11 protein-coding genes and 2 tRNA genes are annotated in these 12,434 nt (G+C 69.8%); 5 read left to right on the top strand and 8 right to left on the bottom strand.

Features of this window, described 5'->3' with window-relative positions; all coding sequences use genetic code 11:
- The first annotated feature begins 134 nt into the window (after positions 1-134).
- A complete protein-coding gene (locus DT073_RS05290; protein WP_124292437.1) occupies positions 135-1,814 on the top strand; it encodes a thiamine pyrophosphate-binding protein in 1,680 nt (559 codons plus the stop codon).
- On the opposite strand, the gene DT073_RS05285 is transcribed toward DT073_RS05290, so the two are convergent.
- From DT073_RS05285 to DT073_RS05270, 4 genes are read right to left on the bottom strand one after another with little or no spacing between them, the layout of a single operon-like run.
- Positions 1,744-2,949, bottom strand: a complete 1,206-nt coding sequence (locus DT073_RS05285; protein ID WP_124292436.1) for a sensor histidine kinase — start codon at positions 2,947-2,949, stop codon at positions 1,744-1,746. The genes DT073_RS05290 and DT073_RS05285 overlap by 71 nt on opposite strands.
- Complete coding sequence (locus tag DT073_RS05280; protein WP_124292435.1) at positions 2,946-3,776, bottom strand: response regulator transcription factor; 831 nt, start codon at positions 3,774-3,776, stop codon at positions 2,946-2,948. Before DT073_RS05280 ends, DT073_RS05285 begins: the two co-directional genes overlap by 4 nt.
- On the bottom strand, positions 3,733-4,473 hold the full coding sequence (locus tag DT073_RS05275) for a cytochrome c biogenesis CcdA family protein (protein WP_124292434.1): 741 nt from the start codon (positions 4,471-4,473) through the stop codon (positions 3,733-3,735). Before DT073_RS05275 ends, DT073_RS05280 begins: the two co-directional genes overlap by 44 nt.
- Positions 4,474-4,482: 9 nt before the next feature.
- The gene (locus DT073_RS05270) at positions 4,483-4,998 is read right to left on the bottom strand and encodes a thioredoxin (RefSeq protein ID WP_164478150.1); all 516 of its coding nucleotides are present in this window, start codon (positions 4,996-4,998) and stop codon (positions 4,483-4,485) included.
- A 133-nt stretch (positions 4,999-5,131) separates the two neighbouring features.
- On the opposite strand from DT073_RS05270, the gene DT073_RS05265 reads away from it, so the two are divergent.
- A complete protein-coding gene (locus DT073_RS05265) occupies positions 5,132-5,878 on the top strand; it encodes a maleylpyruvate isomerase N-terminal domain-containing protein (protein WP_124292432.1) in 747 nt (248 codons plus the stop codon).
- Here DT073_RS05265 and DT073_RS05260 read toward each other — a convergent pair.
- Positions 5,841-7,199, bottom strand: a complete 1,359-nt coding sequence (locus DT073_RS05260; protein ID WP_124292431.1) for a hypothetical protein — start codon at positions 7,197-7,199, stop codon at positions 5,841-5,843. The genes DT073_RS05265 and DT073_RS05260 overlap by 38 nt on opposite strands.
- 209 nt (positions 7,200-7,408) lie before the next feature.
- Between DT073_RS05260 and DT073_RS05255 the strand changes: the two genes are divergently transcribed.
- A complete protein-coding gene (locus tag DT073_RS05255) occupies positions 7,409-9,118 on the top strand; it encodes a DEAD/DEAH box helicase (protein WP_124294366.1) in 1,710 nt (569 codons plus the stop codon).
- Between the two features lie 115 nt (positions 9,119-9,233).
- On the top strand, positions 9,234-9,554 hold the full coding sequence (locus DT073_RS05250) for a DUF222 domain-containing protein (RefSeq protein WP_124292430.1): 321 nt from the start codon (positions 9,234-9,236) through the stop codon (positions 9,552-9,554).
- 10 nt (positions 9,555-9,564) lie between these two features.
- Here DT073_RS05250 and DT073_RS05245 read toward each other — a convergent pair.
- From DT073_RS05245 to DT073_RS05235, 3 genes are all read right to left on the bottom strand, one after another.
- Positions 9,565-9,656: transfer RNA gene (locus DT073_RS05245), tRNA-Ser, on the bottom strand.
- A 71-nt stretch (positions 9,657-9,727) separates the two neighbouring features.
- Positions 9,728-10,942: an LCP family glycopolymer transferase gene (locus tag DT073_RS05240; protein WP_240638780.1), complete on the bottom strand. Its 1,215-nt coding sequence runs from the start codon at positions 10,940-10,942 to the stop codon at positions 9,728-9,730.
- Positions 10,943-11,054: 112 nt separating this feature from the next.
- Positions 11,055-11,139: transfer RNA gene (locus DT073_RS05235), tRNA-Ser, on the bottom strand.
- A gap of 191 nt (positions 11,140-11,330) precedes the next feature.
- Here DT073_RS05235 and DT073_RS05230 point away from each other — a divergent pair.
- Complete coding sequence (locus DT073_RS05230; protein WP_124292428.1) at positions 11,331-12,422, top strand: hypothetical protein; 1,092 nt, start codon at positions 11,331-11,333, stop codon at positions 12,420-12,422.
- Positions 12,423-12,434: the final 12 nt, after the last annotated feature.

Raw genomic sequence — 12,434 nt, 5'->3', positions numbered from 1 at the left:
CTGACCGTCCGGCCCGCACAATCGGGCCGGTGCTCGAAAAAAGGGCACGCAGCCGTGCGCAGCACGTGTGAGACACATACGGTTCCCGCATCCGTACGTCGTCCTCACCCCCGTGAGGGCCGAAAGGCTCCGTCATGTCCACTGTTTCCGCACACGTCGCCGCGACCCTCGCCCACCACGTCGAGCATGTCTTCGGGGTGATGGGCAACGGCAACGCCTACTTCCTCGACGCACTCGAACGCGAGGCGGGCACGACCTTCACGGCGGTCCGCCACGAGGCCGGCGCCGTGGTCGCCGCCGACGCCTACCACCGCGCGTCCGGCCGATTGGCCGCGGCCACCGCCACCTACGGCGCCGGCTTCACCAACACCCTCACCGCCCTCGCCGAAGCGGCCCAGGCCCGCGTGCCGCTCGTGCTCGTGGTGGGAGATGCCCCCACCTCAGGGCCCCGGGCCTGGGACGTCGACCAGATCGCACTGGCGGCCGGGGTCGGCGTCCGCACCTACACCGTGGGTCGGGCCGATGCCGCCGCCACCACCGTGATCGCGATCGAGCACGCGCTGACCTACCGGGTGCCCGTGGTGCTGGCCATCCCCTACGACGTCGTGACGCGCGAGGCGGGCCCCGTGCCCGATGCACCGACGCCGCGCCTGCCCGAGCCGCAGGCACCGGCCAGCGCTTTCGCCCGAGCCGCCGTCCGCGACATCGCCCAAGCGCTCCGCGACGCCGAGCGCCCCCTCCTGCTGGCCGGTCGCGGCGCCTGGATCGCCGGCGCAGCCGAGGCGCTCGGCGCTCTGGCCGACGCGACCGGGGCGATCACCGCCAGCTCGTCCCTGGCCCGCGGGATCTTCCCCCGTGGCGAGTACGACCTCGGCGTGACCGGGGGCTTCGGCGCCGAAGGCGCGATGGAGCTCGTGCGCGAGGCCGATGTGGCCGTCGTGTTCGGCGCGTCGCTCAACCAGTTCACGATGCGGTTCGGCGAACTCTTCGCGCCGGGCGCCCGCATCTTCCAGGTCGACCTCGCACCCACGGCCACCCATCCGCATGTCGGCGGCTACGTCCGGGCAGACGCGGGGCTCGTCGCCGAGGAGCTCGTCGCCGAGCTCGCCCGGCTCGGCGGTTCGCCGAGCGGCTGGCGCGAGTCGGTCGATCTCGCGCCGCTGCGCCGGTACGACGAGGGCGACGGCGTCGCTCCCGACGGCCGGCTCGACCCGCGCTCGGTCGCCGCCCGCATCGGCGAGCTCCTGCCCGCCGATCGGGTCGTCGTCTCCGACGGCGGGCACTTCATCGGCTGGGCGAACATGTACTGGCCGGTCGCCTCACCGGATCGGATGATGATGGTCGGCACGGCCTACCAGTCGATCGGCCTCGGCTGGCCCTCCGTGCCGGGCGCCGCGCTCGCGCATCCGGAGGCCACCGTCGTCCTCACCACCGGCGACGGCGGCGGCCTGATGGCCCTCGCCGACCTCGAGTCCGCCGTGCGGGTCGCGCAGGGCCGCGGCCTCGCCGTGGTCTGGAACGACGCCGCCTACGGGGCGGAGATCAACCTGTACGGGCTGAAGGGCCTCGCCCGCGGGCCGATGCTCATCCCTCAGGTCGACTTCGCCGCGCTCGCCTCCGGAGTGGGGGCGGAGGGTGTCGTCGTCGAGCGGATGGACGACCTCGACCGCCTCGCCTCGTGGGCGGCGACACCCGCAGACGAGCGCCGCTTCCTCGTGCTCGACTGCCGGATCTCGGGCACCGTCATCGCGCCGTACCAGGAGGAGATCCTGCGGGTGAACGGCGTGACCCTGCCGGCGACGGCAGGGGCTTGAGCAGCGGAATCTCGACCACGAAGGCAGCACCGCGACGCCCGGGAAGAGCGACCGTGGTCACGTCTCCCCCGTGCGCGCGTGCGACACCGCGCGCGATCGCCAGCCCGAGCCCCGCACCGCCCCCGAGGTCCAGCGCGTGCGGGGACCGCGCGGTCGTGCCCCGCCATCCGGGATCGAAGAGGTACTCCACATCACCGGGGGCGATCCCGGGGCCGTCGTCGGTGACCGTCACCCGAGCCGTGTCACCGCCGGCGTCCACGCGAACGCCGACGTGACCGCCGGCGGGCGCATGCTGGAGGGCGTTGGCGATCACGTTCGCGATCGCGCGACCGAACTCCGACGGGTCGACCTCCACCGTCGCGTCGGCAGCCACATCGACCGCGAGCTCGATGCGCGCGGCCTCGGCGACGGCGCGCACGTTGGCCGCGACGTCGCTGGCGAGGTCTCCGAGGGAGGTCGGCTGGCGGCGGAGTGCGAGCGCTCCGGCGTCGATGCGTGAGACGGCGAAGAGGTCGTCGACGAGCCGGTTGACGCGGTCGACCTGCGCGGCGATCTGCGCGAGATAGCGGTCGGGGTCGGGTGCGAGCCCGTCCTGCAGCGCCTCCGCCTGGGCTCGGATGCCGGCGAGCGGCACGCGGAGGTCATGGGCGATGCGGACCACCAGCTCCTGCCGGGCGACAGCCTGCCGTTCGACCTCATCTCGCGCCTCGCGCAGCCGCGCGTCCGAGGCGGCCAGCTCCCGGAGCACCGCACGGAATTCCGCCACCGGCAGCGTGGTCGCCTCCGCCGATGACACCGCGATACCGGCCCCCAGGTCGCGCGCCGCGTCGCCGAGTGCCCCCGCCGCACGGCTGATCCGCGCTCCCAGCAGCACCGCGACGACGATGGCGACGAGCCCGCTCGTGACGGCGATGGCGAGGGCGAGCTGCACGTCGGTCTCGGACAGGTACATCGCCTGAGCAGCCACGAGCACCCCGCCGACGACGGCAGCGACCGCGGCGACGACGACCGTGATGACGTGGACGATGATCCTCGCGCCGGCGAAGAACCTCAGCAGAGCCCAGGCCGCGATGCCGACAGCGGCGGCGATCCCGGCCGAGGAGGCCACGACGATCAGAAGATCCGGCGCGGTCACGAGTCCGGTCCCCGTCGTCGATCCTGCTCTCGCGCGTCCGCGCCGGAACCGGGCAGATCCAAGCGGTATCCGAATCCCCACACCGTGACGAGCATCGTCGGGTGCGCGGCGTCCGCCTCGATCTTCTCCCGCAGCCGGCGCACGTGCACCGTCACCGTGGAGGGATCGCCGTGCGACCACCCCCAGACGGCCTCGAGGAGAGCCTCCCGTGTGAACACCCTGCCGGGACGTCGGGCGAGGTAGACCAGGAGGTCGTACTCCCGAGCCGTGAGCACCAGCTCGTCGCCGCCGCGGAGGACGGTTCGGGCCGCGGTGTCGATCCGGAGCGCGCCGCGGTCGAGCACCGCCTCGCCCGGCGTCTGCGGCGAGCGCTCGGCCGCGAGCGCCCGGCGCAGGACGGTGCGGACGCGAAGGGCGAGCTCACGCGGCGAGAACGGCTTGGCCAGGTAGTCGTCGACGCCCGCCTCCAACCCCTCGATCCGATCGTCTTCGGCACTCAGGGCCGTGAGCATGATGACGGGGACGTCCGGGCGTGAAGCGCGCACCCGTCGGCACACCTCCAGCCCGTCCACGCCGGGAAGCATTCGATCGAGGACGAGAAGGTCGGGCCGAAGGGTCGCGGCGCGTTCGAGGGCCGAGAAGGCGTCGATCGCGGTGTGGACGGTGAAGCCGGCCCGTTCGAGGTAGGCACGACTGACCTCCAGCACGGTGGGGTCGTCGTCGACGAGCAGCACACTGCGACCGACGAGCAGGGCGTCGGTCGCTTCCTGGGGCGAGGATGGCTCAGCCGGCACCGATCCACTCCTCGAATCGAGCGATGGGGTCATAGAGGCTGGCGTCGAGCATCCAGGTCTGCAGCTGCTTGTCGAACCCGGTGATCACGGCGATGCCGACGAGGATGAAGATCGCGCCGATCGTGCGGCGGAACCAGCCGTCCGGCTTCGCCATCCAACCCAGCCGCTGGACGACGCGGCGGCCGAGGAGCGCGATGAGCAGGAGCATACCGGCGAGCCCGAGCGCATAGGCGAGGACATACGTCACCCCCTCGGCGAAGGACACCGGCAGAACGGCTGCGACGATGAGCGCGTATGTCGGGCTGCAGCTGGAGAAGACGGGCCCCAGAGCGGCGCCGGTGAGGATGTCGCCGGCGTAACTCTGGCGTTGAACGGAGCGATCGAGCGCGGTGTTCGTCCGCGCCTGCAGGCCGAAGCGCCCCGAGATCCGATCCCAGATCGCCGGGAAGAGGAGGTCGAGACCGAGGAGGATGACGATCGCACCCGAGATGATCTGCCAGACCTGCGGCGGAATGCCGAGGAGAGCCGTGGTCGCTTTGAGGGCGAGCGTGAACGCCACGACGCTGACGGCCAGCGACGCTGCGATGACATAGGGCCGCCACCTCGCGCGCCGCGCGTCGCCGCCGCGGACGATCGACCCGCCGACGATGACGGGCAGGAGGGGCAGAACGCAGGGCGCCGCAACGGTGAGGATGCCTGCGGCCAGCGCGCCGAGGAGCGAAGCGGTCATCGGACCGGCTCAGGGAATCGCGGCGACGAGCGAGTCGACCGACGGGTCCTCGTAGAGGACGCTCGAGGAGATCTGCTCGCCGTCGTCATCGACGAAGACCACCGTGGTCTGCAGGGTCACACCATACTTCTGACGAAGGTCGGTGCGGCTGTCGTAGTCGACCTTGAAGACGGTGAGGTCGTCCGGCGCCCCCATCGCCCGGAGGTCTTCATCGAGTGCGCGACACTGCGGGCACCAGGATGCGTGGAAGAAGAGCGCCTTCTGCCCGGGCGTGGCTTCGATCGCTCCGTCGGAGTAGTCGAGGTAGGCCCCCTCCGCGACGGCGGCGGGCTCCGACGGCTCCGGCTCCATCGACGACGACGTCTCTTCGGGGGCCATCGGCTCGGCGCTCGGCGTCGAGGCGTCGGACATGGCGGGGGTGCTCGACGCGGAGGGCGTGGACGCCGCCTCCGTACTCGCACAGCCCGCGAGGACCAGGCCCCCCGCGACGACGAGCGCGGCGATCCCGGTGATGCGCGTTCTCATGGTGACCGATCCGTTCCGGCGGCTGTTCTCTCCGCCCTCCTGTTTCACGGTAGCCACCCGGTCGACCCGGGAGGGAGGGAAGTCCTTACGGTTCCGTGACGGATGGGCACGGACGCCTTGGTAGCGTCGAGCCATGTTCGACTCGAACGTTCACCTCGGCGCGTTCGAGAGGGCGAGCGCGGCCTTCGCCGCCGAGATCGACGAGCATGACGCGAATGCGGCGATCGGCTGGTCGCGCTGGCCGACGGTGTCATCGCTGGTGACGCATCTCGGCGGCATCCATCGGTGGGCGGCGGAGATCGTCCGCACGAGGGTTCCGGTCGACCGAGCCACCCTGTCCGCGAATCCTTCCGACCCGTCTCGTGCGTGGTACGAATCCTGTCGAGACGAGCTTCTGGCCGCCCTGCGTGCCGCAGATCCCGACGGCCCCTGCTGGGTGATCGGTGGCCGCCCGGATGGCCGCGTCGGGTTCTGGCGGCGAAGGATGGTCTTCGAGACGACGAAGCACCTGATCGATCTCCGCGCCGCGGGCGGCGAGACGTGGCGCGTCGCGCCCGAGCTGTCCGCCGCGGAATACGCTGACGCGGTCGACGAACTCTTCGAGGTGTTCCTGGCCCGGAGCCGCGCCACTCTCGACCCGCTCCCCGCCGCCCTGATGCTGGCGGCGGCCGACGTCGACCGAACCTGGACCCTCAGCACGGATTGGCAGGTGCACGCGGTTCCTCGCGGCATCGAAGGAGCGCGTGTCACGGCTACGGCCGGTGAGCTTGCGCTGTTCGTCTGGGAGCGAGGCCACCCCCTTGCGCAGCCGGATCGCTACGCCGTCGACGGCGATACCTCGGTCATCGAGGCGTTCGCGCGCGCTCCGGTGCATCCGTGATGAGCTCTGGCCCCTCCTCCGGCCGACGCTGAAGCAGCTCGAGGATCCATGCGATGACGACGCCGGTCACCACGACGAGGAAGACGTCGCCGAGTCCGATCGGACGGAGCAGGAACAGCCAGATGACGGCGACGACGGCGACGATGCCCCGGACGAGTCTTCTCCGCTCGGTGAGCCACAACCCGAATCGCCCGGTGTTCAGTCCTCGTTCCTGAAGGCCGCGTCTCGCGGCCGAATCGAGGCTGTGGATGCTGCCCCGCACGCGGACCGCAGAGGTCGAGCGTCCGGCGAGCCAGCCCGCGACGATGAGGAGCACACCGATCAGAGTGAAGACGACCGCGGTCTCGCGCATCGCGTCGACGAAGCGTCCGTAGATCACCTCCAGTGCCGAGGGGGAGAGGTCGAGGCGTTCGGCGACGATACCGACGGCGGCGCCTCCCACGAGGAACGACACCGCCAGACTTCCGGCTCCGAGCGCGAAGCCGATGCCGGCGCCGATGACCGCTCTGCTGCGCCGGCGCGCCAGCAGGATGCCGCCCGCCGCCAGGGCGAGGGTCACGATCGGCAACCACGTCCCCACCGTCACCGCCAGGGCGTATCCGAGCCGAACGGCTTGCAGTCCCTCCCCATCGCCGACGATGATCACCCGGTCGACTTCGGGGATCAGCTGAGCGATCGCGACATCCCGGTCGAGGAGCACCTGCTGGACGCGCTCGACGATCGCCCCCAGCTGAATGCCCACGCCGTCGTCAGTGCGGACGACCACTCCCCCGCCGTCGGAGGTGGCGGACACCGTCAGCGCGCGATGCGCGGCCCGCGTGGCGGTCGCCCACACATCCGAGAAGGCATCCGACTCGACGACCGTCGTCACCGCTCCTGCGACCAGACTCTCCAACCCGTTCGCCGCCGGGGCCTGAAGCAGCCCGAGCGCCGCCTCCGCCCGCGGTGGGAGGCCGAGGTCTGCGATGCCGTCGAAGACATCCGCCGTCAACGCCTCGAAGTCGACCTGCTCGCCGATGGCGTCGAGCGTCTCGTCGATGATGAGCTGCTGGACCGCGGGGTCGTCGACCAGCGGCGCGAGAGTCTGCACGAAAGCATCCTCGTCCACCAGTTGGATCCGGGCCCACGCGGCGACGATCGTCACCGGGAGGAGGAGGGAGGCGACGACGATGAGGAGCGCGGACGCGACGGCCCGCCACCGCGACCCCTCGACGACGCGGACCGGCTTCGCCGCGGCCGCGAGTGCGGAGTTCTCGTTCTCCAACGCGCGCACGCGGTCTTTGAGCGCCGCCAGTTCGGAAGAGTCGCCCGGGCCTGTCATACGGCTCATCCTGGCGGTTGGGAGCCCGCGTGTGGGTCACGGACTGGTCACGCCGCGCGTATCGGAGGTCCGACAAGCGTCGGGTCCCTGTTCGAGAACGAGATCCTGCGGGTGGGACCCTGCCGGGGCGGGGAGAGTCCGCAATACTTTGAAGGGTGACCACGCCCGACGCCCCGATCGAGGAAGAGGCTCCGCACGAGTCCGCCTCGATGACCTTCGCCGACCTGGGGCTGGGTGACGCGATGCTCGCGGCGCTGCGCGACGTCGGCTACGAGACACCCTCGGCGATCCAGGCAGCGACGATCCCGACCCTTCTGGCCGGTCGAGACGTCGTGGGCCTCGCACAGACCGGCACGGGCAAGACCGCCGCATTCGCGCTGCCCATCCTCGATCGACTCGACCTGTCGCAGAAGACACCGCAGGCGCTGGTGCTGGCCCCCACGCGCGAACTCGCGCTGCAGGTGTGCGAAGCCTTCGAGAAGTACGCATCCCACCGGCGCGGTGTGCACGTGCTGCCCGTCTACGGCGGCCAGGGCTACGGTGTGCAGCTGTCGGCCCTTCGACGGGGCGTGCACATCATCGTCGGAACCCCCGGGCGCATCATGGACCACCTCGACAAGGGAACGCTCGACCTCACCGCGCTGAAGTATCTGGTTCTCGACGAGGCCGACGAGATGCTGAAGATGGGCTTCGCCGAGGATGTCGAGACGATCCTCGCCGACACTCCCGCCACGAAGCAGGTCGCGCTCTTCTCGGCGACGATGCCTGCGGCCATCCGGCGTATCTCCCAGCAGTACCTGCATGACCCCGAAGAGATCACGATCAAGACCAAGACGACCACGTCGTCGACGATCACCCAGCGCTACCTCATCGTGTCGTTCTCCCAGAAGATGGATGCGCTCACCCGCATCCTCGAGACCGAGAACTTCGACGGCATGATCGTCTTCGGTCGCACCAAGAGCGTGACGGAGGAGATCGCCGAGAAGCTCCGCGCACGCGGCTACTCCGCCGCCGCGATCAACGGCGACGTCGCCCAGCCCGTGCGCGAGAAGACGATCAATCAACTCAAGGCGGGCAAGCTCGACATCCTCGTCGCAACCGATGTCGCCGCCCGCGGACTCGATGTCGAGCGCATCTCGCACGTGGTGAACTTCGACATCCCTACCGACACCGAGTCGTACGTGCACCGGATCGGCCGCACCGGGCGGGCCGGACGGTCAGGCGACGCGATCAGCTTCGTCACGCCGCGCGAGCGTGGGCTCGTGCGTGCGATCGAGCGCGCCACGCGTCATCCGCTCACCGAGATCCCTCTGCCGAGCGTCGACGAGGTCAACGTCACGCGACTCGCGCGCTTCGACGACAGCATCACCGCAGCCCTCGCCGAGACGGAGCGCATCGACCGCTTCCGCGACATCGTCGCGCACTACGTCCGTCATCACGACGTTCCCGAAGTCGATGTCGCGGCCGCCCTCGCCGTGGTCGCGCAGGGCGAATCGCCGCTTCTGCTCGAGCCCGATCCCGAGCCGCGCCGCCGCGAGGGGTTCACCCGTGACCGCGGCGAACGCCCAGCCCGCTTCGACCGCGAGGGCGACGGCGCCGAGCGCCGACCCCGCACTCCTCGCGAGGGGATGGCGACCTATCGCATCGCCGTCGGCAAACGCCATCGTGTCGAGCCGCGCCAGATCGTCGGAGCACTCGCCAACGAAGGCGGCCTCAAACGCGACGACTTCGGGGCCATTCAGATCCGGCCGGATTTCTCGCTCGTCGAGCTCCCCGCCGATCTGTCCCGCGACACGCTCGACCGGCTCGAGAGCACCCGCATCTCGGGACGGCTCATCGAGCTGCGGCTCGACACGGGTGGCCCGGGGCGCCGGCCGCGTCGCGACGACGACAGGCCCCGACGCGGGCCGCGCGCGTGAAGGACACCCCCACGCGCTGGAGCCGACGCTCGTGACACGCACCGACGCGTCGAAGGTCATCCTGCCTCTTCAGCGAGCTCCGATGGATGTCGGAGGCGTGACATAGCGTGCCGCAATGACGATCAACGATGTCCTCGTAGAAGACGAACCCGCGGTGCTGATTCTCGAAGCTTTGCTTTCACTGAAGCCGAGCGACGGAGACGCCGATGGAATGGCCACGCTCACAGGAACGATCGGCGGTGACAGCGGCGCCGCGCTTCTTCATGCCCTCGGACGGATCGAGGCGAAGTTGCGCGCCGACGACATGCGCAGCTTCCTCCCCGGGGCTACACCCAACAGACGCACGCAAGAACAGCGGGGCGCGGATGCGTTCTTCATCCTCGCCGACCGGGTGGACGAGGCCCTGTCCGAATGGCGTGCACGAAGCGCGAACTGACAGTGGGCGGTGGCGGAGACGGAGGGATTTGAACCCTCGGTCCCCGTGAGGGGACTCCACCTTAGCAGGGTGGTGCACTAGGCCTGACTATGCGACGTCTCCAGGCATCCGAGCAGAAACCCGGACGCGCTCAGCCATCATAACGGGTGCCGCGGGCGACACCGAAACCGAGCTCAGCCCGAGAGGTTCCCGGCCGAGCACGTCTCCTGCGCGGCGGTCTGACCCTGGATCGAGTCGGGCAGCACGGCCGCGGTCTCGGTCGGCGAAGGCTCGACGGGCGCGGCACCCTCCGTGGGCTCGACGGGCTCAGTCGGCTCGGTCGGCTCACCCTCGGCGGGCGCATCGGTCGGGGCGGGATCGGCCGTGATGACGCCACCGCTGAGGTTCGGGTCGCTTGTCAGCTGCAGCGGCTGGTTGGCCTCCAGGGCCGCCCACAGCTGCTCCGCGGCCGCCTCATCCGGCACCACGCGGTTCGGGTTGGAGGGGTCGTCGAAGACGGGATAGCGAACGAACACCATCTCCTCGAACGGCACGCCCTGCACGGCGCGTGCGATCTGCACCATCGTCACCGGGTTGGTCAGGCTCTGCGAGGGCGTCACGTTGTCCACGACGGTGGTCGCCAGTCGCAGCAGCGTCGAGGGGTTCGTCAGCACCTCCTCACTGACGAGCTTGCGCGCCAGAGACGACATGTACTGCTGCTGGTTGCTGATACGCGCGAGATCGCTGCCGTTCTCGAGCCCGTAGCGGGTGCGCAGGAACTGAAGGGCCTCCACGCCCTGCACGTTGCGAGGCCCCGCCGCCCAGTCGATGCCGGTATAGCGGTCGCGCATTCCCCCGTTGCCGATGCAGACGTCCACACCGCCGATCGCGTCGGTGATGTCGATGACGTTGCCGAAGCTGACCTTGGCCGCGAAGGGGATGTTCATGCCGCTCAGCTGCGACACCGTCTTCACCACGCAGTTGAGGCCCCCGTAGTTCCACGCGGAGTTGATCTGCTCGTAGCTCGATCCACCCGTCTCGCTGCCGTCCTCGCGCGTGCAGGAGGGGATCGACACCATGAGGTCGCGCGGGAACGAGATGACCGTCACCCGACGTGGGTTGTCGGAGATGTGAAGCAGCATGTTGACGTCGTTGAGCTGGCCCTCGGCGTCGGGTCCGGTGCAGCGGTCGCCGAACAGATAGGCGTACTCCGGCTCGCACTCGTCGGTGCCGACGAGCAGCAGGTTGACCCCGCCCTCGATCGCCCCGATGTCGGGCGGGACCGACCCCTGGCCCTCGAGCTCCACAGCCTCCGACGCGAAGCTCGTGGTCAGGTCGTAGTAGGCGTAGGCGCTGACGCCGAGTCCCGAGACCAGGACGACGGCCGCGACGATGCCGAGCATCTTCATCAGCGAGGCGAACGGATGCGGCGACCGCAGCCGACCGTGTCGGGCGACCGTTTTGCGCCCACGCGCACCGGTTCTGCTCGTCTGACTCACTCGGGTCCTCACGGGTAGGAAGCGGAGGGTGTGGGATTCGAACCCACGGGACATCTCTGCCCACTGGTTTTCAAGACCAGCTCCATCGGCCGCTCGGACAACCCTCCCGAACGCACGCCCTGCGGCATCCGTTCGAATCGGCGTCGAGTCTAGTCGACAGCGCCAACCCCTCATTCTTCCCACAGCGCCTGGCAGAGCCCTGGGAGGCGCGCCCGCCCGCCTCTTCGGGGCACTCGACCATCGCCGGTCCGCCCTGCCAAGATGACCTCATCCGCGACCCGACGCGAAAGGACCGACGATGGCCGCGCACGACATCCCCGACACCCCCGAGATCCGTGCGACGCTTCAACACTCGCAGGATGAGGGTCTCGCCGCCCTCGGCCTGACGTCCGACACCGTCGAGCCGTGGGAGGACGGGTACCGCGCTGCCGCAGCCGCCGATTCGACGTTCGAGTGGTGGTACTTCGACTGCCAGTTCGATGACGGATCGACCCTCGTCGTCACGTTCTCGAACAAGCCGCACACCGATCCGTCCGGTCCGCTGACGCCCACCGTCCTCGTCATCCGTCAGTTGCCCGACGGCACCCGCCGGCACCTCGAGCCGACCTTCCCCGCCGACGAGTTCGCCGCCGCCACCGACGGCTGCGATGTACGCATCGGTCCGAGCCGCGTGACCGGCGACCTCCGCACCTACGACCTGCATATCGAAGCCGACGACATCGTCGCGGACGTGCACATCGATCGCGCGGCGCCGTCATGGCGACCGGGAGCCGGCATCACCTACTTCGGACAGGCCAAGGACCGCTATCTCGCTTGGGTCGTGCCCGTGCCCTACGGCACGGCGCACGCGACGATCACCGAGGACGGCACGACACGGCAACTGACGGGAAGCGCCTATCACGACCACAACTGGGGCAATCATCTGATGGGGTCCTTCCTCGACCACTGGTACTGGGGCCGTGCGCACGTGGGCGACTACACGCTCGTGTACGTGCGGATGACGACGAAGGGCCTCTTCGGCTTCGGCGAGATCAATATCCCCACCTTCTTCCTCGCCAAGGGCGACACTGTCATCACCGACGACCTCGTGCCGCTCCGGCTGACCACGAGTGGCGACGTGCCCGGACCGGGGCACCAGTCCTACCCGACGCGCATGGAGTGGACGTGGCGAAGCGACCGGGGGTCGATCGCGATGACGGTGACCAACCCGACGCTGATCGAGTCGCTCGACTTGAAGGTGCCCCGGCACGGCGTCGGTGCGCTGCTGCACGCCGGTGAGCACCCGATGTACTACGACTTCAACGCCGACATCGACCTCGACATCCGCCTCGACGACCTCACCGACCACGTCACCGGACGCACCCTCTACGAGAAGATGATGTTCCGCTGACGGCCCCGTGCC

Origin of the sequence: Microbacterium sp. ABRD28 (genome assembly GCF_003850245.1) — a bacterium.
In the GTDB taxonomy this organism is placed as follows: Bacteria; Actinomycetota; Actinomycetes; order Actinomycetales; family Microbacteriaceae; genus Microbacterium.
Note: the sequence above shows the minus strand (reverse complement) of the source record. Positions and strands in the feature narration are given on the sequence as shown.